Below are 25,231 nucleotides of genomic sequence, written 5' to 3'. Positions count from 1 at the left end.
TTCTTTACATCAATATTTGAACGAGAACTTTACATCAATTTTAATCTCAATTTAAGATGATATGGTTATTTTTGTAGTATGCCCAAAATTGGAATAGCAGAAGATGATGTTAAAATTTCGGATTTGCTAAGATCGGCCATCGAAGAAAATGGCTATTCTACCCGTTGTGTTTTTAATGGAAGCGATGCACTTTCTCTTTTTATTGAGGAAAAATTCGATTTGTTGATTATTGATGTAATGATGCCTGGAATAAACGGTTTGCAAGTTTGCAAATTGATTCGAGATCATGGCGTAAAAACGCCTATCCTTTTACTTACAGCCCTCGGAACGGTTGATGATAAAGTAATAGGATTAGAATCAGGAGCGGATGATTATTTGGTAAAACCGTTTCATTTAAAAGAACTCTTGGCTAGAATTGCTGCACTTTTAAGACGGTCGAATGTTATCGAAACCCACAATGAGCATCTTCTCTGTTTTGATGATTTATGCTTGGATACTGCAAGTAAGGAAGTAACCAGAGCTGGAAAAAATATTGACCTTAGCGCCAAGGAGTTCATTCTACTTGAGCTTTTCTTACGAAACCCAAACCGTTTGCTATCGAGACAATATATTGCAGAACAAGCATGGGATATTAACTTCGAAACGGGAACCAATGTTATCGATGTTTACATCAACTTTCTAAGAAAAAAAATTGAGAAAGGATTTGATAGAAAGCTTATTCATACCAAAATAAACATGGGCTATATTTTGAAATAATGAAAATTAAAGACCGTATAGCCTTATATTTTACACTAATTTGTACCACCATTCTTTTGGCAGTATTGCTTACGGTTTATTTTACCTTCATGAAATTTCTGCAAGCCGATTTTTTTGAAAGACTTACAGACCGGACAATGGTTACAGCTAAACTTTACCTCGAAGCTGATGAAATTAGTCGCGATGCGCTAAATACTGTTCGACATAAGTACTTGCAGAAATTGAACGGTGAGGTTACCAGAATTTACGATAGCAAAAACAGGGCTACTTTTATTGGCGATTCTGCACAATATTGGACAAAATCTACTATAGAACTTGTTCGCCAACGCAAGCATTTAAAATATACTGATGGTGAAAGGCAAGTTGTTGGCATTTACTACAAAGATAATCAGGGCGATTTTGTTATTCTGGCTTCCGCCGAAGACCAAGGTTCTCATAACAGGCTAGCAAAACTCTGGAAAATCATGATTTTTGTTTTCATCCTGATATCGGGTTTTGTTTTATTGCTGAGCAGATGGATTGCAGAAAAAATGCTAAAGCCATTAAATAAATTCCTTGCAGATGTTGAAAAAATTGATGCAAAAAACATGGAATTTAGGGTTGAGGAAAAAGCAAACAATGATGAAATAAATCAGATTGCCAAAACCTTCAATCAGCTTATGGAAGAACTTGAGCAGGCTTTTATCTTACAAAAAACTTTTGTTGCTAATGCTTCGCATGAATTAAGAACGCCTCTTACAAGTGTAATTATGAGCGCCGAACTTGTGCTTTCTAAAGATAGAAACTTAAATGAATACAAAAATTCTATTCAATCTATTTTAGAAGAATCTGAAAAAATGGAACACATTATTACAGGTTTATTAGCATTGGCGAAAATGGATATGGAACTGATTCACGCTCAACGTTCTGAGATTTTTGTGGTTGATTTGGTTAATGCTATTAAAGTAGATTGGAAGCTCCAAAGAGGTTTAAACTTATCCGTTTCTCTAAACGAAGATGCTAAAGAATTATCCATTTTTGCAAATGAAACACTAATTAGAATTGCGCTTGATAACATAATTTCAAACGCATTTAAGTTTTCTAATAACGAGCAAGTTACTTTAGCTGTAGAATATAAAAATCAGGAAATAGCCATTCGGATTGAAGATATTGGCCCAGGAATATCAGCAAAAAAAACTAATGAAATTTTTAAGCCATTTTACAGCAACGCAAAAAACCTCGGCTTACAAGGAGAAGGCATGGGGCTTTATATCGCCAAAAAAATAATAGAGATTTTTAAAGGAACAATTGAATTATCTGCTGCAAAACCTAATGGAGCTGTTTTTACAATTAAACTACCTACACTTTAATCCGCTTTTAATTTCGATTTAATTCGCGTTTAATTTCGCAATAATAGTTTTGCCGCATGAGAAAAACCTCGGCATTACTCATTGTATTTTTAGGGTTTTGTTGCTTAAATGCTAAAAGCCAAATCGATACTTTAAAATTAGACTTTTCGAAAGCGCAATCGCTGTTTTTAGAAAACAACTACGATTTGTTGGTAAGAAATTATCAAATAGAGCAAGCGAAGGCAGAGATTATTACTGCTAAATTATTCGATAATCCGGAGTTAGAATATGAAAACCTATTCTACAATCATGAGACTAAAAAATTTCTTCAAACCTCTGCCGAATTTGGTCAGTTTGCGGGTTCAATTTCGCAGTTATTTAAATTGGCTGGAAAGCGAAACAAAAATATAAAGGTTGCTCAATTTGGTGTAAAATTAGCCGAGACGGAATATTTTGAGCTTTTGCGAACCCTAAAATTCGAGTTAACAAATAATTTCTACAAGGCCTATTATACTAACCAAACAATTAAGCTGTTTGATGAACAAATCACATCAACTGCACAATTGTTAAAAGCTTACGAAATACAGTATAAATCTGGAAATGTTGCTCAAAAAGAATTAATCAGAATCAAATCTTTATTAATTGGTTTAAAAGCAGAACGTGTTGATGCTTTAAATGAACTAGAAGATAATTACCGCGATTTAAAATTAATTTGTGGTATTCGTGCAGCTACGCCAATTATGCCAATTGTTGATGAAAATAAAACTCAATTATCAAAAGTTGAGAAAATTTCAATTTCAGAATTGCTCGATTCTGCAAGAAACAACCGACCGGATTTAAAATTAGCGAAAACTGATTTACAACTTAGCGAAGCCAATTTAAGCTTGCAAAAAGCAATGGCAATTCCAGATGTAGAGCTTTCTTTAAGCTACGATTATAAAGGAAATTACCCTGAAAAATACACTGGGATTGGGTTGAAAATCCCAATTCCACTTTTCAACAGAAATCAAGGTGAAATAAAAAAAGCAAAATTGGCTATTGATGAATCGAATCTAAAAATTAGCCGACAACAAATTTTACTCGAAAACGAAGTTTTAAACAGTTACAGAACTGCGCTTAGAAATGAAAAGTTGGTTAATGAAATAGATATTGATTTCAGTACTAATTTTAATAAACTGATAACGGCGCTGATAAAGAATTTTAAGGAGCGAAACATCAGTTTAATAGAGTTTCTTGATTTGTATGATTCTTACAAACAAAACAGCTTACAATTAAATAAACTGATGTTCGAGCAAATGAGTTCGAGAGCTGAAATAAATTACATAACAGGTTCAAGTATTTTTAAATAAAAATCATGCAAATCATTAATAAATCCATTTTTTACTGCAGTTTAATTTCGGCAATTGGCCTGAGTTTTTCTTGCAACGAAAACAAGACTGAACCTGTTAAAGAAAAATTTACAATTACCGATTCTTTGCTAAACCGTTTGTTAATCGATACCGTTCAACAAGCAAACAGCAAAACCAATATTATGTTCTCTGCTAAAATTACGGCAAACGAAGAGCGCAAATCAGAACTTTTTCCAATGGTAAGCGGTACGGTTAACCAGGTAAACATACGTTTAGGCGACCAAGTAAAAAGTGGGCAAACTTTGGCTACGGTTAAGAGTGCAGAAATGGCAGGCTTTGATAAAGAATACATATCGGCTAATGCCGAATTAAAAAACGCCGAACGTTCTTTACAACAAGCAGAATCACTTTTTCAAAGTGGATTATCATCTGCAAAAGAATTAGAAGAAGCTAAAAACGATTTTCAAATTAAAAAAGCTGAAGTAAAAAGAGCAGGTGCTGTGCTTAAGTTAAATGGCGGCAATAGCGCCGGCCTTTATTCAATCAAATCGCCAATTAGTGGTTTTGTTATAGAGAAACAGGTTACAAATAATATGCAATTGAGGGCTGATAACGATAAAAGCCTTTTTACAGTTGCCGATTTATCAAATGTTTGGGCAATGATTAATGTTTATGAATCTGATATATCTAGACTTAAATCTGGAGATGAGGTAAAGCTATCTACACTCTCATATCCTGAAAAAACATTTAATGGCAAAATTGATAAAATTTACAACTTGGTTAACGAAGAAAGCAAAGTTTTAAACGCCAGAGTTATAATCGCAAATCCCGATTTTTTATTAAAACCAGGCATGTTAGGAACCGTAAGCGTAACAGCAAGTTCCGGAATAGATTTACCTGTAATCAATTCTAGAGCTGTAATTTTTGACGATAATAAGAACTATGTTTTGGTATTAGATAAAAATAAAAAAGTAGTTATTAAGGAGATTGAAATTGGACGTAAAACGGCTGATAAGATTTACGTAAGCAAAGGTTTAAATGCCGGAGAACGTATCATTGCTTCAAAACAAGTATTTCTATTCGAAACACTTAAAGCTCAATAATTTCTCATCCTTTTAGATTTCTGAATAATGAATAAATTCATTAAAAATATAATCAGCTTTGCGCTGAAAAATAAATACTTTATATTTTTTGCAACGTTCGTACTAATCCTAGCAGGCTATCTTTCTTTTAAAAGCACTACAATTGATGCCTTCCCTGATGTTACAAACACCAACATTACCATTATAACCCAATGGCCTGGAAGAAGTGCAGAAGAGGTTGAAAAATTCGTAAGTCGCCCATTGGAAATTGCCATGAACCCAACAGAAAAACGAACCAGTATTCGTTCTTCTTCGCTATTCGGTTTATCAATCGTAAAAGTAAGTTTTGAAGATGATGTAGATTACGCTGAGGCTCGCGTTCAGGTTAACAATCATTTAGATGAAGCCGATTTACCCAACGGAATAAGACCAGAAGTACAACCGCCTTACGGACCAACTGGAGAAATTTTCAGATACACTTTAACAAGCGATGTTAAATCTGTTAAAGAATTAAAAACCTTACAAGATTGGGTAATTCAACGCGAGCTTTTATCCGTTTCTGGCATTGCCGATGTAGTTAGTTTTGGTGGCGAGGTTAAAACCTATCAAATTACAGTAGATCCGCAAAAAGCCATTCAATACAGTGTTAGCGCAACCGAACTTTTCGAAGCGGTTTCTAAAAGTAATATAAATGTTGGTGGCGATGTAATTGTTCAAAGCGGGCAAGCTTATGTAGTTCGTGGTATTGGCGTTTTAAATAACATTGATGAAATAAGAAACGTGGTTGTAGATAATGTAAATGGCACACCTGTTTACGTTAAAACCATCGCCGATGTTACTGAATCAGCCTTACCAAAACTTGGTCAGGTTGGACGAGATAACGACCCTGACGTTATTGAAGGAATTGTGGTAATGAGAAAAGGCGGAAATCCGAGCGATGTTATTGCCAGATTAAAGGAAAAAATTAACGATATAAATGCTAATATTTTACCAGATGATGTAAAAATTAAAGCCTTTTACGATCGCGAGGATTTAGTTAATTATTCGGTGCGTACGGTTATGAGCAACATGCTCGAAGGCATTCTTTTCGTAACGCTAATTGTATTTCTTTTCATGGCTGATTGGCGCACAACGCTAATTGTTTCCATAATTATCCCGCTTGCGCTTCTTTTTGCATTTATCTGCTTAAAATTAAAAGGAATGCCTGCCAACCTATTATCAATGGGTGCGATAGATTTTGGAATTATTATAGATGGTGCAGTGGTAATGGTAGAAGGAATTTTTGTGGCATTAGATGCTCGGGCGCAAAAGTATGGTATGGAACGCTTTAACAAAATGAGCAAACTTGGCGCTATAAAAAAAGCTTGTTTAGAAAACGGAAAAGGAATTTTATTTGCCAAACTCATCATTATAACTGGCTTAATGCCAATTTTCACTTTCGAAAAAGTTGAAGGCAAAATGTTTTCGCCATTAGCTTGGACATTAAGTTTTGCTCTTTTAGGTGCCTTGATTTTAACTTTTACTTTGGTCCCCGCATTATCTAGTGTTTTGCTTAAAAGAAATGTAAAAGAAAAGCATAATATTTTTTTAGAATGGATGACAAAAGCTACGCTTAGATTTTTTGATAGCTGTTTCAAAAAAAAGCGATTAGTTTTTTTAGTTTCTATGATTATACTAGTATTTGGTGCATTTAGTTTTAAATTTTTAGGAACAGAATTTTTGCCAAGTTTAGATGAAGGCTCAATATATGTACGTGCTACTGGTCCGCTGAGTATTTCCTTAAACGAAACGAAGAAGCTTTCTAATGATATGAGAAAGATTTTCATAACCTTCGATGAAGTGAAGCAGGTTATGTCGCAAACAGGTAGGCCAAATGACGGCACAGATGCTACAGGTTTTTACAACATGGAATTTCATGTAGATATTTATCCGCGAAAAGAGTGGAAACGCAAGCAAACTAAAGAACAACTCATCGAAAGAATGCAGGAAAAATTGAAAAGTTTTCCGGGCATTAGTTTAAATTTTTCTCAGCCAATATCTGATAATGTTGAAGAAGCTGTCTCAGGCGTTAAAGGCTCTATTGTGGTGAAAATGTTTGGCGAAAATTTTGAATACATTGAACAACAAGAAGAAAAAATTGAAAAGATTTTGAAAACTGTTGACGGCATAGAGGATTTAGGGATTTTAAGAAATCTTGGTCAGCCGGAATTACAGATAAATCTCGACCAGAAAAAAATGGCACTTTACGGAGTAAGCACAGCTGATGCAAACGCCGTTATAGAAATGGCTATTGGTGGTAAAGCAGCAACAGAAATTTTTGAAGGAGAAAGAAAATTTGATTTAATTATTCGTTACCCCGAGGATTTTAGGAATGATGAAACTTCAATCAGCAGGTTACGTATTCCAACTTTAAGTGGTTCAAATGTACAGCTTGGCGAAATATCGACCATTAGAAAAATAACCGGCCCAAGTATGATTTACAGGGATAAACACAAGCGATACGGGGCAATTAAATTTTCTATCAGAGGCCGGGATATGGGCAGTGTAATTGCTGAAGCGCAGAAAAAAGTTGGTAAAGAAATCAAACTTCCAAAAGATTATAAATTAGAATGGGCTGGAGATTTTGAAAATCAGCAAAGAGCAATTGCCAGACTTTCACAAGCTGTTCCGGTAAGTTTGTTATTAATCTTTTTTATTCTCTTTGTACTATTTGGAAATATTAAAGACTCACTTTTAGTTTTAAATAATGTACCATTTGCAATGATTGGAGGCATAATAGCACTCTTGGCTACTGGTGTAAACTTCAATATTTCGGCAGGAATTGGGTTTATAGCATTATTTGGTATTTGTGTTCAAAACGGGGTAATTTTAATTACCAAATTCAAAACAAATATTGTTGAATTAAAGCATAACATGAATTGGACTTTTACTGATGCTATACGCGATGGAATTGCGAGCAGATTCAGACCAGTATTAATGACTGCGCTAATGGCTGCGATTGGACTTATGCCAGCAGCACTATCTACAGGAATAGGTTCTGAAGCATCGAAACCTTTGGCTATTGTTGTAATTGGAGGCTTAATTACAAACACACTGTTTAATCTTTTTGTATATCCGATTGTATTTTATTGGTCGTACAAAAGAAAAGTGGCGAAAATAATGTAAACAAAAAACCAGCAAGTTTGTAATAACTTGCTGGTTTTCTAAATTTAAGATATTATTATTTTTTGACAGTTTCTACAGCTGGTTCCTCTTTTCCCTCCTGCCCATCTTTAAATTCTTTCATACCCTTTCCGAAACCTTTCATAAGTTCGGGGATTTTTTTCCCACCAAATAGTAGTAATACAACCACTAATAAAATGATGATTTCGGGCCCGCCTAAAATGGCTGCAGTTGTAAAATTATTCATATCGTATTTATTTAAGGTAAGTTAATAATAAATACGTGAATAAAGTGCTTTTGGATTTTTAGTAATTAACCTATTTTTTTAATTCAGACTCTACTTTCTTTATCAAGCTGGATTTACCGTTTTGATAAGTATGTGGTTTTGAAAAATCCTCTATGATGTTTCTAAGTTTTTCTTCATAATCATCTCCCGCAATTTGTTTAAACTCGCTAACAACTTTGTAAGAATTCATATCGCCGAAGCCTCTTAGCTGTTTTACTTTTTGAAGGAAAGATGTTAGTTCAGATTTTCGCTTTTCCATTTAATAACCAAAAATAATAAAATAGACTAATTAATTATACAAGGTTTTAATATTTTTTATTAACAAAGAATAATTTTAACATTCTTTTAAGGTTTAGATAACAAAAAATTAACCTAAATATTTATTTTCAAGAAATACCACAGTTTAAATTTAATTTTCCTTATTGAAAAGCTTACTTTTTGAGAGAAACAAGAAATATTAAAGCTTTGCGCTTATTTTTCGTAATCGAAAGATATTTTGCCAAGAACTGAGAGTCCGCTCATGCCGCTGCCATTATAAATTAGCGTGTATTTGTTGCCAGGTTTTAAATCGTAGGCTTGAAGTAAATCAACTTCTGATGAAACACTATCTTTTGATTTCACAGAAATGTAACTATCTGCAGGCGGCGGCATTATCCTTTTAGCCATAGCACCTTTATATGCAACATCTACCCCATTTGCGTCTTTAATATCTAAATATTTGCTAATAAATGGCTCAAATGGTGTATGCCATTTGCAAAATGATCTTGTAGAATCGGAATTATTTGTAACGGTAAATTTCAGTTTAACCGGCGAACCTTGCTTTACAATATTGTTAATAGTCATTACTGCGGTTAAAGAATCTGTTTTGATAGTTTCAGTAACAACTGTATTGGTACTATCAACCACTTCTTTTGAGCTCGTGTTTTTTTGGCTTTGGCTACATGCAGTAAATAAAACTGCTAAAATTGGAATTATTAATTTTAAGTATTTCATTTTATAAATTTAGAATTCATTAAACAAAAACTCATCCAAATTAATTATTCATAAAAATTAAGACAAAAAAAAAGCAGACTTTAAAAAAGTCTGCTAAATTTCTTTGGTAGTTTTTTTAAACTAGTTTTACCTTTACTGCATTCAGGCCTTTTTTGCCTTCTTGCACTTCGTATTCTACTTTATCATTCTCACCAATTTTATCTATAAGCCCACTTACGTGAACGAAAATTTCTGAACCACTTTCTTCTTTGATAAAGCCAAAGCCTTTTTCCTCATTAAAAAATTTTACTGTACCGTTTTTCATTTTAGATTTTATTTTTTTATTAATTATTTCATAAAAATATGTTTTATAATTAAAAAAACAAATCTATTAGGTTGTTCATTAATTAAATAAAATTAATTTTTATTTTTTAAGATGGTATAAGCTATGTGAAAGTAACTAAGCTAATTAAGTATTTGCTTCTAATGATTTTTCGTACTCTTCCAATAATACTTCCAAATTAGTCTTTTTCAAGAAAATTGCACCGGCATCATCAGGCGTTTCTTCGATTTCTGTTAAAACTGTCAAAGTTTTGACGCTTAAATCAACAAGTTTAGAAACTTCATTGAATTTTTGAGGTGCAAGTTTAAAAACCATCCAATTTTTATTTTCCATACTCTAAATAACTGAGTAAGAATGATAATCGCAAACAAAAACACTTAAAAGTTGTATGATAAATAATATTTTTTTCCACATTTAGGAAAATCAACCATAACGGTAACAATGTTGTGGTGAAAATTAAATTAATTTACATCAACTATAAAAATTCAAGGTTAAGTTAGTTCTTTAAAGAATGGTGTTAATTTTTCTATAGATTTCAAATGGTCAAAATCGGCATCTTTTAAAGGTTTACTAATAAAACCGACAACATTACTGTACTTACCTGCTTTCAATCTATCGCCTTCATTTACTGATGAGGTTACCATGACAACAGCGACATTTTTTTGCACGAAAGAATCTTGAATTTCCTCAAGTAAATCCCAACCACTAATCATTGGCATATTTATATCCAATAAAAGCAGAAATTGTGTATTTAAATTTTCGCTTTTTTCCATAAAGAGTATGGCCTCTCCGGCATCATCAAAAAACTCCGAACTACAGGTTAATTCTTGTGTTTCCAAAACCGCTTCATGAATCATCAAAATAAGCGGATCATCATCAATCACTAATATTTTTCTATTCATAACTTTCACTTTCCGCTTTATCAGATTTCTCACTAATTTCTCTAATAATGATATCCAATTCGTTAGCTGATTGTTTAATGTGTTGGATAATTTCGTTAAACGAGAGCTTAGGCTGCTCTTTGCCTATCTCTAAAAGCTGAATTAAAGCCATAATCCTCGCTAACGGAGCTCTTACCGTATGCGATTGAATCCAGGCAATTTCTTTTAATTGAGCATTTTTTTGTTCGATTGAACTTATATGTTTTAGCTGGCTGGTAATATTTGTTGCAACCACTAATTTTGCCTTTCTGCCTTTATATTCCATTAAATTGCTTTTTACATCAACGTCAAGAATATCTCCGCTTTTTGTTTTATGCTTAAAAATGCCTTGATGGAATAAACTTTTGTTATACTTGGTTAAATGAAGCGTATTTTCTAAATAAAGCAACTCAGAATCTGGACGAATGTCGCGAAGGTTCATTGATAAGAATTTAGCTCTACTGTAACCATAGTTATTCTCTGCAGCTAAATTAACATCTAAAAACATTAACGTTTCATAATCATAAACCCACATTGGTAGTGGTGAAAAATGAAACAATTCGCTATATCTCTTTTCAGATTCTGCAACTTCTAATTGGATTTTTTTGTTTAACAGTTCGGCCTTCTTTCTATCATCTATATCCTGCACACTTCCAAAAATTCGTGTACATTTATCGTTAACCATTTCAGCCTGCCCAATGGTTCTTACCCACTTATTGTTACCCTTAAAAGTTTCTATTTCAACTTCCTCATCCCATGGTTGCCCAAAGTTGATGCACTCCTGAAATTTTCTTTCAATTAAGGTTCTATTCTTTCCTTCTTTAAAATGGTTGGTACTGTTTATTAAATCTGGCTGAAAATAAGATGGCGCTTCGTGAATTTCTCTAGTTATATCCGACCAAAAAACCCACTTATTTGCTAAATCTATTTCCCAACTGCCTACGCGTGCAAGGCTATTAGTTTTTAAAAGTAGTTCTTCTAAAATTTTCTTTTCGGTAATATCTTTAGCTACTGCAAAAATAGAACCTTCATTAGAAACTGAATTTGCCGTCCATGATAACCATTTAACCTGGCCATTTTTAGTGATGAATCTGTTTTCAAAATTATTTGACTCGCCACCAGCACTTAAATTTTTAATAATTTTAACGGTTTGCTTTCTATCATCCTGATGAACAAAAGATCTGGATGGATATTTTAAAAGTTCTGCTTCGGTGTAACCAAGCAATTCGCCGGCCGCAGGATTTATTTTTGTGAAAAAACCATTTTTATTAATGATAGCTAAAATATCGGGCGCAAAAGTAAAAATCTCAGTTAGTTCTTGTTCTAATTGTTTTCTGCTAACTTCAATTCCTAATTGCTCAGCAAAATCGTTAGATAAAACGGCCATACCTTCTAAACGGTGCTGCTCTCTGCCCGCTAAAATTAATACGCCCACAAGAACCCCATTATCAATCATTGGTAAGCCAAAAGCAGTTTTTAACCCAGCTTTTTTTGCAGCAGTTAAACGAATGATGTTATTAGATTCTTCTTCCAGTCTCCAAGAAACCATTTTATCTTTATCCCAAACCTTACCTGCAAGCCCTTCTCCCCTTGCGGCTTTTCTATGGCTTTTTGTACTATCATAAAACTCTGCAATTTGTTCATCAGCAACGATGTAAGAGAACAATGCAAGTTCTTTATGCTCAATATCTGGCAACCAAACCTCAGCTATACAAAAATTACCGCATTTACTAATTGTTGATAATACCTTGTACATTATTGTCTTTAAATCGGAATGCTGGTTAAACAGTAAACCAATTTCTGATAACAGCTTATCTCTGATTGCTTCTATTTTTGTATCTGTTACGTCTCTTTGGATTGAGATCCATCGATTAAACTTACCATTTTCATCGGCAATGGGTGTTATTGAGAAATTTGTCCAGAATTCATCCCCATTTTTTTTGTAATTTATTAAGGTTGCTTCTACAGGTTTGCCCTCTACTAATTCAGAAATTACCCTCGAAACCTCTTCCTGATCTGTACGCGGACCTTCTAAAATACGAGGAGAGCCTGCTCTTATTTCATCAAGGCTGTAACCTGTCATTTCGGTAAAGGCATCGTTCACATAAACAATCCTGCTAATCGGCTTATCATCAGGATTATACCGAGTAATTACAACAGAATCTGTTGTATTTAAAACAACCGATTCTAATAATTTTAGTTGCTGTTCTTCTGCCTTGCGTTTAGAAATATCTTGTATAGCACCCACAACCCGTATTGCATTACCTTCGGTATTAAAAATTACAAAGCCATTATCAATAACAGTGGCGTAAGAACCATCGCTTCGCTCCATTCTATATTCATCTCTCCAATGGTGATTTCCTTTTTCAATAACCTCATCTAATCCTTTAACCACTCTTTCTAAATCTTCAGGATGAATTTTTACAGACCAGATGTCCATATCGCTTTTCAGTTCGGCTTCACTATACCCAAAAATGGTAGAAAAGCCTTCCCCCCAATAAAGTGAGTTTGTAGCAACATCCCAATCCCATATTGCCTCAGCAGTCGCTTTAGTTACATATTTGTATCTTTCGTTTGCTAATAATATTTCATTTTGAAAATTTATACGCTCTGTTATATCTCTGGAGTTGGCAACAATACCTAAAACACTTGGCTCATTTGTTAAATCGGTAAGTACAGTTTCAATCCATCTGTAATTTCCAGTACTATCAACAAAACGAAATGGTGGTAAAGTTCTTTTATCACCAGGTTTTATACTCGATAATATAGAACCAACACTTTCTGCATCATCAGGATTTATAAACTCAAAAGCATTTTTACCGATAAAATAATCCGGGGCTAAACCTAAAATATTAAAAGAAGTTGGGCTAACGTATTGATATTTGCCCTCTATATCTAAAACGGCAATCATATCCATTCCTTCCTGAACTAAAAGCTTAAACGTTTGCTCATCAATACTTTTAGGTAATGCTGCGTTTTCGACAGCGCTAAGCCAAAATTTATTAAGAATTATGTGTTGATTATTTACATACGATGGTTTGCAAAACTCGATGTTAAATTGTTTTTTGTCTTCTTCGTAATAGAGGTCACAACTTACCGCCGAATCAGAATTCACCGCTTCAACAATTTTATCATTAAGTCTAATTAATTGATTATGTTTTAAATTGCAAAGAGAAAGTACTGCATCGTAAGGCTTACCAATAATTTCATCTTTTTTTAAATTAAAGAAATTCATGAAACTCGCGGATGCATCAATAACGTCGACACTGTTTTTTGAAAAATTCAAAATTAGTGAAGGCTCAGTAATTGAGTCAAAAATAGCTGAATAAAAAGTATCCGGCATTATGTTATATCAGGGATTATAGGAATGATTAGTTAATATAACAAATATCTACCTTTTTTGCAATAGACTCGTTATAACGGTAGAAAAGTATTTAATATTTGCGAAGGATGCAAATTCTAAAATGCAGCTTCTTTAAAGATTTTCAAAAGCTTTAACATGTTTCAGTTTTATTATCGATAAACAACCTAAGAACATCAATCACGCAAGTAATTCAATATCAAAATTTTAACAATTATCAAGCTTAATCATTCAGATAGTGAATAAAGGCTCTCGATTATCAATTCTTCATATTCAGTGTGTTCATTATTATTAATTAAATAACTGATAAAAATAAATTCCAATCATAATAAACGTCATAAACAGATGTAAAAACACTTATTTACTCAATATAACAGTACCTATCAATTACATTAGTTCTTAAAAATGTAAATTCTGCAAAAACAAGATTATTTGATTAGGATTTGCCAAAAAAAATCTCTATATTTAACAATCAACCACCAATTAATCAGAAAGTTATGAAAAATATAAGTATTTTCTTTATAGCATCGCTGATATCTTTGGGCTTTATGTTTCTTTCTTTAAATATAGCCGACCCAGAACTTGGAATTGCCACAATTTTTGTAATATGGGGCATAGCATTCTGGCTTTATTTTAAAAAACAGCCCAAAAATTCGGCGAATTAGAAATAATGGTATGATTTATCAGTTTTCAAATCCATACAAATGAAACCACTATTTACTAAGAGATAAAGTTCAGTTTTTGATTTTTATAACTGCGCATGAAAAATTTGCTGTAGAAGCTTTTCATGTAGATTGCGGTACATTATTAATTAACCCATTGTCTTTTTTAAAGTTGTTAAAAACGACAAACCTGTTGCTTAAAGGCACCCTATATTAAAATAAAAAGAGGCTGCATCAAATTAAAATCATCGGTATAACAATAGCATTAAATTTTGTTTTTTTAGCCTCACCCTGTTAGCTTTTTTAGTTTTTGCATCTGTCTGCAAAGTCCCTCTCGTTCAGGAGAGGTAAAGAACAGGCGTTGCTCTTAACCTAAACCTTCGTAGGGTGAGGTTTATAAAAGAAAAAAGAAATTTAACTTGCTTAACAAAAGATCAAATTAAATTTTGATAAAGCCTTTTAAAATAGAGCGTATTACCAGTAAATTGTATAAAGCAATGTTATTAGTGCAATAGTTAAAATAGAACCAATTGCAAAACTCCAATTGGTTTTAAACATTTTAGGGTCAATTTCTAATCCCTTGGGTACAACCCCTTTTTTGTTTTCGTAAATACTGATGATGTACATACCCAAAGCACAAACTGCGAAAACGATGAGCATTCTATCCATGAATGGAATTTCATAAATACCATTGCCGTTTTTTACTGCCCAACCAAAATTGTATAAGCCAGATAAATCTATCCAACGAGGCAAAAACTTTAAAATTACAGATGTAATAAATCCACCTATTGTTGCAAATAAAGCAGCGTTTGAGGTTGTTTTTTTCCAAAAGAAACCAAAAATAAACATGGCAAAAATACCAGGCGAAACAAAGCCTGTATATTCCTGAATGTATTGAAAGCCTTGTTTACCCTCGCCCATTAAAGCCTCTCCAACAACAAAGGATAAGGCAACTGCTAATGATACGGAAACTACAACGGTAATTTTACCTACGTTAACTAATCTCTTTTCGCTTGCATTTTGGTTAAACGCTTTTTTATAAATATCTAATGTAAAAATGGTTGCAATACTATTTGCTTTTCCAGCTAAAGATGCAACGATAGCAGCAGTTAAAGCTGCAAAAGACAGTCCTTTTAAGCCTGACGGCAAAAGCGTAAGCAATGCCGGATAAGCCTTGTTTGGATCTTGAACACCAGAAGAAGTAAGCAAATGATCCGGACTTATACCACCAACATTATTTTTTATGATATAATAAACAGCAATTCCTGGTACAACAACAATTACCGGCATTAACATTTTTAATAAGGCAGCAAACAACAAACCTGCTCTTGCGGTAGGTAATGATGCGCCTAATGCTCTTTGAGTAATGTATTGATTACATCCCCAATAACTTAAATTGGCTATCCACATACCACCAATAAGCACACTTAAACCAGGCAAATCAATATAATTTGGATTGTCTTTCTTAAATATTAAATGAAAATGTTCTGAAGCTCCCGCTTGAAGCATTGTGAATCCTTTGGTAATTCCTTGTCCGCCGGAAATTAAATTCAAGGCGATATATGTTGCGACAAGGCCACCCAGCACTAAGAAAAACACTTGAATTACATCAGTATAACCTATTACTTTCATTCCGCCCAGCGTAATAACTACTGCAAAAACGGCTAGAGCAAGGATACAAAAAGTAATACTGAAACCTGAAATCCCGCTTATTGCTAATGCACCCAGATATAATATCGACATTAAATTAACAACGATGTAAAGCATAAGCCAAAAAACAGCCATTATCATGGCAACTTTATCATTGTACCGTTGACTTAAAAACTGAGGCATGGTAAATATCTTATTTTTAAGATATACAGGCATAAAGAACACCGCAACAATAATCAAGGTTGCAGCAGCCATCCACTCATAGGCTGAAATTGCTAGACCTAACTTAAAGCCTGAGCCGCTCATACCAATCATTTGCTCGGCAGAAATATTTGAAGCAATTAAAGATGCACCAATAGCCCACCAGGTTAGCGAACCTTCGGCAAGAAAATAATCTTTAGAACCGCCTTCGGCAGATTTTTTCTTTTTATAAATGTAAATACCGTATGCGGATACAATTACAAAATAGACAAGAAAAATTATGTAATCGTTTGTTGATAAGAGTGAATTATTCATTTATTTGGCATGATTTAATCAATAATTTGCGATTTGGTTATATCTCGCTATTTTGAAAATTTATATATAGAACTGGTTTTGTAAGTTTTGCCAGGTTCTAAAACTGTCGACGGAAAATTAGGTTGGTTCGGCGCATCAGGAAAATGTTGCGTTTCCATAGCAAAAGCAGTCCTAAAATCATCTTTAATTCCGGTTTTAAAAGTGTTTTTACCCTGCATAAAATTGCCGCTGTAAAACTGTAAACCTGGCTCTTGTGTGTAAATATCCATTACGATACCAGATAAATCGCCCTTAACAGTTGCCGCATGGTACATCCCCAAAGCTTTGGTTTTATTTAAAACATAATTATGATCATAACCTTTTCCAAAAGTTAGTTGTTCATCTTTAGCATCTATCCGTTCGCCAATTGTAGTAGGTTTTCTGAAATCGAAAGGCGTTCCGCTAACCGTAGCAATTTTGCCCAAAGGGATTAGTGTAGAATCTACCGGAGTATATTCGTTTGCAAAAATTTCTACATTGTGCTTTAAAATTGTTCCGCTGCCTTCTCCATTTAGATTAAAAAAGGCATGGTTGGTTAAGTTAACAATGGTTTTTTTATCGGTTGTTGCTACGTAATCCATCTTTAACTCATTATCATCAGTTAAAGTATAAGTTACCTTAATATCCATATTACCAGGAAAACCCTCTTCCATATCTTTGGCTTTATAACTTAAAAGCAGCGTTTGTGAATTTGGCTGACTTGCATCCCAAACAACATATTGAAACCCTTTTTTACCACCATGTAGTGTGTTAATTCCATTATTTGTAAAAAGTGTGTAGGTTTTGCCATCCAATACAAATTTTCCTTTCGCAATGCGATTACCAAAGCGTCCAATTGTTGCTCCAAAATATGGCTCTGTAGAATTTTTATAATCGTTTAGGCTTTTAAAGCCAACAACAACATCAACCATTTTACCTGCAGAATCTGGCACGTTTAAACTAACCAAACGACCACCGTAATTTGTGAAGGTAGCTTCCATACCATTTTTATTTTTAAGCAGATAAAGTGAAGTTTGCTTTCCATCTAAGGTACTTTTAAAGGAATCTGCCACTAAAGAAAGTTGGGTGCTTTTGTCTGTAGAATCTAAAGATGATTTTTCACTTGTGCCCGAACTGCAGCCCCAAGCCAAAATAACTAATGATAATCCGACTAAAATATTTGATTTCATAGGTAGATAATTTTATTTAAAGGTTATCTGAACGGATTATTTTCCGTTCAATTTCTTGATTAAATCTGTTTCATCTTTGCGGTAAGGTGTACCATCCGGATTGTAGATTTCGTGAAACCATTCTATAGGTTCGCTTCCATCTGCCAAAGGTGTATCCCAAGCAAATTTCGTATTCGTTTTTCCATCAACAAAACCCCAGTTAATTGCGCCAACGTTTTCTTTTTTTAACATTGGAAGGATATTTGCAAATCTACTGTTACGACTTCTAGCCATGTATTCGGTACAAATAAGCGGTCTGCCAATCGATTTTAACAAATCAATTGTACGTTGGTGCCAATCTGGAGCCTCATAATTGTGGTAAGTTACAATATCTGAATTTGCTATTTGAATTTTATTCAGTTTTTCATAACCCCAGTTCCACAAACCAATAGTAATTGGCTGACTTGGGTTTACTGCCCTCGCCCATTCAATGGTTTTGTTAAGTAATGGAATTGTGGTTTCTAACTTCCCGCTATTTCCTGGCTCGTTGTATAAATCCCAAAGTAATATACGTTTATCATTAGCAAATTTAGTTAACACCGCTTTTACATAAACTTCGAGTTCGGCAAAGTTTGCTTCTTCTTTAGATGCCGGATCTCCTGGGTCTTGCAACCAACCAGAATTATGGATACCGGTTTTTGGTGCTGGTTGTTTTCCAATTTCTGATGTCTTATTCCAGCAATCATCAAAAAACACAAACATTGGTGTAATTTTATGTTTCTCGGTTATCGCTAAAAATTGGTCAACCCGCTTCAAGAAACCTTCAGGATCTTGCTTATAAGCTTTGCTATATAAAAATACTCTTAAAGTATTGAAGCCTAAACCTTCGGCCCAGCCTAATTCCTTATCAATAATTTCTGGACTAAATGTATCAGCCTGCCACATTTCTAACTGATTAATGGCATTAGCAGGAATATAATTTGCGCCAGTTAACCATTTATGATTTTTATACCATTCGTTTGCTTTTTCTACAGACCAGACTTTACCTGGTTCTTTTTTATTTTTTTGTGCCAAAACAATGCCTACACCCGACATAAAGATTAGGGCGGCTAATACATAAGTTTTCATTTTCATTTTGTGTATTATTTATAAAAATAGATTGAATGATATATTTAGAATTTCTTTTCGAACTTATTTATATAGTTCTGGTTTATATTTTCTTTTATCGCATTGCGATTAAAATTGGCTCATAATTATTTGGTTTGGATTGATACACAGATGGCACCAGATATTACATGATGAATAAGACATCACCTTTCAAAACAAAGGTTTTTTGTACGAATTAGCGACTTGCATTGTTTCAAAATTTCAACATAACGTATCAATATAAAAATGCCTTATAAATGCGTTATTTGAATATTTATTATTTTAATTGATGAAATGGAAATCTTTTATCACCTAAAAAAATGCTTCCTATATCAAAAATAAGGCACAATAGAATTAACATTTATCTTTTTTTATTAAGATATTCAAAACTTAAAGATGACCACCCGAACTTGAAGTTATTGCAACCGCTAATTTTGCAATATATCCACAACATCGGGTGATCAAAAACGAGAAAACTAAAATGTTAATTTGGAAACGGGTGTAAATATTAAATCTTCTACTCCGGCAATTTTTACGCCGATACGTGCAAAAACATAGTTTTGCGTAGGTACTATTGTTGGAATATTAACACTCATACTTAAATTATTTAAATCGGCTATTGCAGCACCAGTTAAGGTTTGCGTTGCAAGACTGTTTGAGCCATCTACAAACTGTGTTTTATTTACATAAAGGCTAATACTTTCAACATTTCTGGCATTGGCATCGGTTATGATTTTTTCTAACCTGCAATTAGCGTTTATTTTACCCGCAGCCGCAGCTAAAACACCATTTCTAATCATGTAATATGGCACAACCTCAATATCCATGGTTTTACTTCCACTCAGATTAAGCTGAAGGGTATCTTGTTTTCCTGCTGCATTTTTAGGCCATAAAAAAGGACCTTGGTTAGCAGAAAAAACTAATTTGTAATTGCCATCAAACAACTTTGAGGAAAAACCACCTTCTTGATTAATGTTCACATTAATTGCCCCATTATTACCAAAACCTGGTTGCCACAATTCAAAATTTACGTTTCCGTATTGTACATTAATGGCTTCGCCTTTGTAAACTAGCCTGCCATTAAAATCCACCTCGGGCGCATCGTAGTTATCTTTTTTACAAGAACTAACAAACATTGCAATCACTAGTGCTATGGCTAAAAAATATCTGCTTTTCATATTTATATATCTTGGTAACATATTATTGATTTGGATTTCTAACAATCTTTGGATTTCTGTTGATAATATCCTGATTTATTAATGAATAATAATTTCCAAAACGGAAACGGTGAGCTGCTGTTACACGGCTTGGCTTTACTACCTTAAAAACATATTTATTGTGGTTAGCATTGCCTGGGTTGTAATATTTATACGGCCATAAGCCAAAAACCTGGGTGCTTTGTTTAGTTGAAGAACCAATATTGCTGGCGTTTGTAAAATCGGCGGTGCTCATGGCATTACCATTCCAAACTTTATCAGCTAACCTCCATCTTTTCAAATCCCAAAGTTCATGCCCTTCGAAAGCTAATTCAACCTTGCGCTCGTGTACAATACGGTCGAAAGTAATTTCAGTTCCTGAAAGTGCTGAAGTTAAACCAGCACGGTCTCTAACCGGTTTTAAATATAAGGCTGCTCCAGCTGCGTCGCCCATTTCAAAACTAGCCTCTGCCGCATTTAGCAATACTTCCGCATAGCGATAACGTACCCACCAAACCTCACTTCTTGTACCAATCTGACCAGAACCCGCAGCCGGATCCAAGAATTTACGAACGTAAAAACCAGATTGCGCACTAAATTCAAGTCCATCAATTGGTCCATCTCCGCCAACAACTTGTACAGCGCCCGCATTTCCTGGCAAAGCGTTAGTTTTAATTTGTCCAAAATTATCGCCAGTAACTGTAGATCCGTTGGCAAGCTGATAACCAGCCCAAATATCTACAGTTTTACCTTTAAATTGAGAACCTGGTAAGATAACTGTTCCTGCTAATCGAGCATCTCTCCCAGCGAATATATCACCAATATTTGTGTAGTATAGCGTATTACCAGCTGCATCAACATTTGGTAGCGATGCAAAAGTGTTATCCAGTTTCTCAAATGATTGCACCAGATTCAGTGATGGATTCAATCGCCCACCTTGCTGTTCTTCTGCAGACGAACGAGGTTGATTATCGATCGTGTAACCATGAACTTTATTTGTTTTAAGTTTGAAGTCCTTTACAAAAATCATTTCGGTATTGTTGCCTTTATCTGTAAATAAAGCCGCAAAGTTTTCTGATAAATTCGGATTCTTATTATACAAAGCATATTTACCATCAGCGATAATTTCCTTAGCTGCATCTAAAGATTTTTTGTAATAAGCTTGTGCCATTGTAGCCGGAATACCAACTTCGCCACCTGCCAGCGAAACGGATGGTGTTGATGCGCCATATTTCGCAATAGATGCAGCGTATAGTGCTGCTCTGGATTCCATTGCTAACGCTGCCGCTTTACTTGCACGGCTCTGAACATTTGCTGCATTTGGCAAAATACCTTTAATTGCTTCCAACTCAGAGATTACAAAATCGTAAACTTCTGATTCTTTAGCACGAGGACGTTGTAAATAAGTTGGGTCGCCACTGTAATCGTATTCTAAAACTTCGGTGATTATTGGTACACCGCCCATTCTTTTAACCATTTCGAAATAAACTCCGGCACGGATAAATCTTGCTTCAGCGATAAATCTATCTCTATCAGCTGTTGATAAAGCATTTGGTTCCAATCCTCGTTTAATAAACAAGTTTATATCACGGATGTAACCGTAATCCCAATAATTCCACGAATCGTAATTATATTCTATGTTTTGATGACGAAAATAATCGCCACCTGCTGAACCAAATCCTTCATCAAAATCAGCATAAAGCCACCACGATTCTACCCTTTGAAAATCTGGAAAACGATCATACAAATCGCCCATTACCGAAAGTACGAGATTGGCATCTTTCCATGTTGCATCTACACTTAAGGTATTTGTAGGCTGCTTATTTAAAAATTCTGAATCTTTTTTACACGATTGCGAAAAGGATAATAACGCAATTGCAAATAATGTATATATAAATTTTTTCATTGTATTTGATTTTATAGCGATAATTTAAAGCCTACATTAACAAACTTGTTCTGCGGATATTGTAAACCATTATCATCAGCAATCTCAGGATCTACACCGTAGCTTTTTAAATTATCTAAAGAGAACAGATTGTATCCATTTACATAAACTCTGGCATTTTGAATTTTGATTTTCTCCGACCATTTTTTCGGAATGGTATAGCCCAATTCAATTGTACGAGCTCTTAAATAAGTAACATTATGTAACCAAAAGGTTGAGTTCTTATTATAGTTACTCAATGAATTATCGTTATATCTCATTGCAGGATATTTTCCAGGAAGCCATTGGCTGTTTAAATCGTAAGGATTTGCCCTGTGCCAGCTATCATCTGCAAAGTTTTGCAGTAATGCACCACCATTTTGGAAAGGCCATCTTTGCTCCCAATTCTGGTTCCACGAATACATAGAACCGCCAGAGAAATCGGCTACGAAATCAAATCCTTTGTAAGATAAACCAACAGAAAAACCAAACATCAAATTAGGTTGACCAGTTGTGGTATAGCCAATCGGACGTTCATCCAAACCATCTATAACACCATCACCATTCTGATCTTTATAAATTAAATCTCCCGGAAGCAACGTACGGTTACCACGCCCATCTATATTTACTTTGTAATTGTTAATTTCTTCTACACTTTGAAACTGACCTGTAACTTCATATCCCCAGAAAATATTATTATACCTGTTCTCTCTTGAATTGCGATACTGATCAATTGAATTATTGAAACGAGGTTTGTAAGAATCTAAAAATTTACTTCTTGAAAGTGCAGCATTACCACTAACGTTATAATTAAGTTCGCCAATTTTGTTTCTGTAACTAAGCATAAATTCTCCGCCATATTGGGCATCGCTATTAATGTTTTCATCACTTAAATTATAGCCCAATTCTGCAGGAACTAAAATATCATTCTTAGTACCTCTTAAGCCGGTACGTTTACGATAGAAGTAATCGGCTGAACCACTTAATTTTCCGCCAAACAAAGAGAAATCGGCACCAACATCTGCAATTTTACTTTTAAACCAACTTAAATTGTTTATAATTGGTCCTTTATCTCTTGATGTAACGATGGTTTGTCCATTTAAAATAACCGTACCAACGTTATACGTATAGCCAGGTAAGTACGCAAAAGGATCGATGTTAATGTTATCATCTCCAAGCACACCATAAGAACCTCTAAATTTGAAATCGGTTAAAATGCTGTTTTCGCCTAATAATTTCTTCATAAAACCTTCCTGACTAATTCTCCATCCAACGGATGCAGAAGGGAAATAACCTACACGGCGATCAGGGGAAAATTTCCATGATGCATCCCTTCTTCCAGAAAATTCGAAGTAATATTTATTATCGAAGTTGTAGTTTATACGAGTTACATAACCAATACGAGCTTCTTCCTGCTGTTGATCTGTATAGTCCTGTCCATCTAAATCAGCAAATTGCAAAACTGGTAAAACATTTGTTTTTGGTACAGCATGTTGGAAAGTGTAAGTACGGAATCTGTCTAATCGCTCTGCTAATAACAACGCACCAACCGTATGCTTACCGAAAGTACGGTTGTAATTGGCGTGAAGCTGATAGGTATTGGTAATGACTTTTTCATTTCTACGCTCGCGATAAGGATTTGAGCTACCAACTTTCTTTTCATAAATACCAGTTTCCGGGCGGTAGGTGTAAACATCGTAAGTGTATTCATGCCCGTTAATAACATTATCTGCAATGTAGTAAGAATATAAACCCTTTAAGCTTAAACCTTTTATAGGTGTATCGTAATCGGCAGTCAAATTAGTTTGTAATACACGCCAATCTGAGCGCCAGTAACCTGTTAAAGCCTTGCTTTGTACCGCAAATTGCTCGGTGTTGTGCCCGATATCATTTGGATAAAGTGGATTTCCGTTTGCATAGGCTTGCTCAGTAGGGCGGTTACGCAGTAAGGCAAATCTGGCTGCAAAATAATCATCACCTCCAGGCACACCAGGTTGGTCTCGAGTTTCAATCCTGCCGTTCATAAGCATACTTACTTTAAAACGATCGGTAATTTTTGCCGAAACATTACTTTGAATGTTAGTTCTGTTAAACTCAAATTCTCTTGCTGTACCATAAACACCTTTTTGATCTAAACGGGTTGCAGAAATGTAATAGGTTAATTTATCTGTTCCGCCAGATGCGTTAAGATTTACAGAATATTGAGGTGCATTTGGAGCAATGATAATGTCTTTCCAATTTTGGCTTTGATAACCATATTCTGTACCCGCTTTCCATTTATCAAGCTCTGCTTGTGTAATTGCGGTGGTTCCTGTACCGTTTAATTCTGCAGTTGCTTTACCCAACATGTAGGTATATGCATCGGTAGTTTCCGGGAAACGAACCCAATTTTGCCAACCAGTATACGCATCAACAGTAAAGGTATTTCGTGTACTATTTGCACCACGTTTTGTTGTTACGATAATTACACCATTTGCCGAACGACTACCATAAATAGCTGCAGAAGCATCTTTTAACACGGTTATACTTTCGATATCATTTGGCGAAATATTATTGAACTGTCCGGCATCTTGCTGAATTCCGTCGATAACATAAAGCGGATCGCCCATGTTTCGAATCTGGATATTTGCACTCGCACCCGGTCTGCCATCAGGCATTCTGAACGATACTCCAGGCAATTTGCCCGCTAAGCCTGTACTAACTGTAGAACCACCATGTACACGTTCAAAATCTTTACTGGTTATGGTTGCAACAGCTCCGGTAATTGATTCTCTTTTTTGAGTACCGTAACCCACCACAATCACATCATTTAAATCGCTTGTTGATGGAACTAACCTTATGCGCACATTACTAGAGCCATTTAAAGGATATTCGAGCGAGTTATAACCCACAAACGCAATTACCAATATTGCATTTTTATCTTGAACGGTAATTTTAAAATCACCAGCATCATTTGTACTGGTAACTGTAGTGGCATTTTTAACCTTAACACTTGCTCCTGCAATTTTTTCACCTTTTTCATCGGCTACGGTTCCAGTAATAACAGTTTGAGCTAAGGCTTGAAAATTAATTGAACAAATAAAGAATAAGAGGCAGCTTCCTATGAGGGAAAAATTATACTTCTTAAAACCGTTTTTCTGAGGCGAATGCCACGAAGAATTCATAGCTTCCCCTCCGGAAGAGGATAAAGTTTTTTTCATAAAATTTAGATTATTTGGTTAGTTATTAATCAAGTAATTTTTCGCTACCTGAATTATTATGTATCAAATATGAACGATTTTGGGATGGAGTATTCAATCAATTTGTATCAATATTTCTTCAATTTGTTTCTATTTATCGAGAAAAAAATACCTACATTCAATTAACAACTAAAACGTTTTATAATGTTTTA

The 25,231-nt window shown here is 34.4% G+C and carries 19 protein-coding genes; 6 read left to right on the top strand and 13 right to left on the bottom strand.

Annotated features, from left to right (window positions below; translation table 11 throughout):
- Window positions 1–78: 78 nt before the first annotated feature.
- Genes QWY86_RS17840 through QWY86_RS17820 form a run of 5 tightly spaced genes read left to right on the top strand, consistent with a single transcriptional unit; the run spans window position 79 to window position 7,680 of the window.
- Window positions 79–756 carry a response regulator transcription factor gene (locus QWY86_RS17840; RefSeq protein ID WP_290244068.1) on the top strand — a complete coding sequence of 226 codons (678 nt, stop codon included), beginning with the start codon at window positions 79–81 and terminating at the stop codon, window positions 754–756.
- Entirely contained in the window at window positions 756–2,105 is a 1,350-nt protein-coding gene (locus QWY86_RS17835) for a HAMP domain-containing sensor histidine kinase (RefSeq protein ID WP_290244067.1), read from the top strand. Before QWY86_RS17840 ends, QWY86_RS17835 begins: the two co-directional genes overlap by 1 nt.
- Before the next feature lie 56 nt (window positions 2,106–2,161).
- Entirely contained in the window at window positions 2,162–3,433 is a 1,272-nt protein-coding gene (locus QWY86_RS17830; RefSeq protein ID WP_290244060.1) for a TolC family protein, read from the top strand.
- 5 nt (window positions 3,434–3,438) lie between these two features.
- Window positions 3,439–4,536 (top strand): efflux RND transporter periplasmic adaptor subunit, encoded by a 1,098-nt coding sequence (locus tag QWY86_RS17825; RefSeq protein WP_290244058.1) that lies wholly within the window; start codon window positions 3,439–3,441, stop codon window positions 4,534–4,536.
- Window positions 4,537–4,563: 27 nt separating this feature from the next.
- Window positions 4,564–7,680, top strand: coding sequence for an efflux RND transporter permease subunit (locus tag QWY86_RS17820; protein ID WP_290244057.1), 3,117 nt, complete (start codon window positions 4,564–4,566; stop codon window positions 7,678–7,680).
- 55 nt (window positions 7,681–7,735) lie between these two features.
- Here QWY86_RS17820 and QWY86_RS17815 read toward each other — a convergent pair whose 3' ends face one another.
- From QWY86_RS17815 to QWY86_RS17785, 7 genes are all read right to left on the bottom strand, one after another.
- Window positions 7,736–7,924, bottom strand: a complete 189-nt coding sequence (locus QWY86_RS17815) for a Sec-independent protein translocase subunit TatA/TatB (protein WP_290244056.1) — start codon at window positions 7,922–7,924, stop codon at window positions 7,736–7,738.
- A 70-nt stretch (window positions 7,925–7,994) separates the two neighbouring features.
- On the bottom strand, window positions 7,995–8,222 hold the full coding sequence (locus QWY86_RS17810) for a hypothetical protein (protein WP_290244054.1): 228 nt from the start codon (window positions 8,220–8,222) through the stop codon (window positions 7,995–7,997).
- A 212-nt stretch (window positions 8,223–8,434) separates the two neighbouring features.
- Window positions 8,435–8,956, bottom strand: coding sequence for a protease (locus QWY86_RS17805; protein WP_290244053.1), 522 nt, complete (start codon window positions 8,954–8,956; stop codon window positions 8,435–8,437).
- A 115-nt stretch (window positions 8,957–9,071) separates the two neighbouring features.
- Window positions 9,072–9,260 carry a cold-shock protein gene (locus tag QWY86_RS17800; protein ID WP_290244052.1) on the bottom strand — a complete coding sequence of 63 codons (189 nt, stop codon included), beginning with the start codon at window positions 9,258–9,260 and terminating at the stop codon, window positions 9,072–9,074.
- 144 nt (window positions 9,261–9,404) lie between these two features.
- Window positions 9,405–9,611 carry a hypothetical protein gene (locus QWY86_RS17795; protein ID WP_290244051.1) on the bottom strand — a complete coding sequence of 69 codons (207 nt, stop codon included), beginning with the start codon at window positions 9,609–9,611 and terminating at the stop codon, window positions 9,405–9,407.
- Between the two features lie 158 nt (window positions 9,612–9,769).
- Window positions 9,770–10,180 carry a response regulator gene (locus QWY86_RS17790; protein WP_290244049.1) on the bottom strand — a complete coding sequence of 137 codons (411 nt, stop codon included), beginning with the start codon at window positions 10,178–10,180 and terminating at the stop codon, window positions 9,770–9,772.
- Window positions 10,173–13,484, bottom strand: a complete 3,312-nt coding sequence (locus QWY86_RS17785; protein WP_290244047.1) for a PAS domain S-box protein — start codon at window positions 13,482–13,484, stop codon at window positions 10,173–10,175. The genes QWY86_RS17790 and QWY86_RS17785 overlap by 8 nt, the downstream gene beginning before the upstream one ends.
- 572 nt (window positions 13,485–14,056) lie before the next feature.
- Between QWY86_RS17785 and QWY86_RS17780 the strand changes: the two genes are divergently transcribed.
- Entirely contained in the window at window positions 14,057–14,224 is a 168-nt protein-coding gene (locus QWY86_RS17780; RefSeq protein ID WP_290244045.1) for a hypothetical protein, read from the top strand.
- Between the two features lie 471 nt (window positions 14,225–14,695).
- On the opposite strand, the gene QWY86_RS17775 is transcribed toward QWY86_RS17780, so the two are convergent.
- From QWY86_RS17775 to QWY86_RS17750, 6 genes are all read right to left on the bottom strand, one after another.
- On the bottom strand, window positions 14,696–16,387 hold the full coding sequence (locus tag QWY86_RS17775) for a sodium/sugar symporter (RefSeq protein ID WP_290244043.1): 1,692 nt from the start codon (window positions 16,385–16,387) through the stop codon (window positions 14,696–14,698).
- Window positions 16,388–16,434: 47 nt separating this feature from the next.
- A complete protein-coding gene (locus tag QWY86_RS17770) occupies window positions 16,435–17,595 on the bottom strand; it encodes an aldose epimerase family protein (RefSeq protein WP_290244042.1) in 1,161 nt (386 codons plus the stop codon).
- A 36-nt stretch (window positions 17,596–17,631) separates the two neighbouring features.
- A complete protein-coding gene (locus tag QWY86_RS17765; protein WP_290244040.1) occupies window positions 17,632–18,702 on the bottom strand; it encodes a glycoside hydrolase family 2 TIM barrel-domain containing protein in 1,071 nt (356 codons plus the stop codon).
- A gap of 494 nt (window positions 18,703–19,196) precedes the next feature.
- Window positions 19,197–19,898, bottom strand: coding sequence for a DUF3823 domain-containing protein (locus QWY86_RS17760; RefSeq protein ID WP_290244039.1), 702 nt, complete (start codon window positions 19,896–19,898; stop codon window positions 19,197–19,199).
- Between the two features lie 22 nt (window positions 19,899–19,920).
- Window positions 19,921–21,822 carry a RagB/SusD family nutrient uptake outer membrane protein gene (locus tag QWY86_RS17755; protein ID WP_290244038.1) on the bottom strand — a complete coding sequence of 634 codons (1,902 nt, stop codon included), beginning with the start codon at window positions 21,820–21,822 and terminating at the stop codon, window positions 19,921–19,923.
- Between the two features lie 11 nt (window positions 21,823–21,833).
- Window positions 21,834–25,040: a SusC/RagA family TonB-linked outer membrane protein gene (locus QWY86_RS17750; RefSeq protein WP_290244036.1), complete on the bottom strand. Its 3,207-nt coding sequence runs from the start codon at window positions 25,038–25,040 to the stop codon at window positions 21,834–21,836.
- Window positions 25,041–25,231 lie beyond the last annotated feature (191 nt).

It is taken from the genome of Pedobacter aquatilis, from assembly GCF_030409415.1.
Taxonomy (GTDB): domain Bacteria; phylum Bacteroidota; class Bacteroidia; order Sphingobacteriales; family Sphingobacteriaceae; genus Pedobacter; species Pedobacter aquatilis.
Note: the sequence above shows the minus strand (reverse complement) of the source record. Positions and strands in the feature narration are given on the sequence as shown.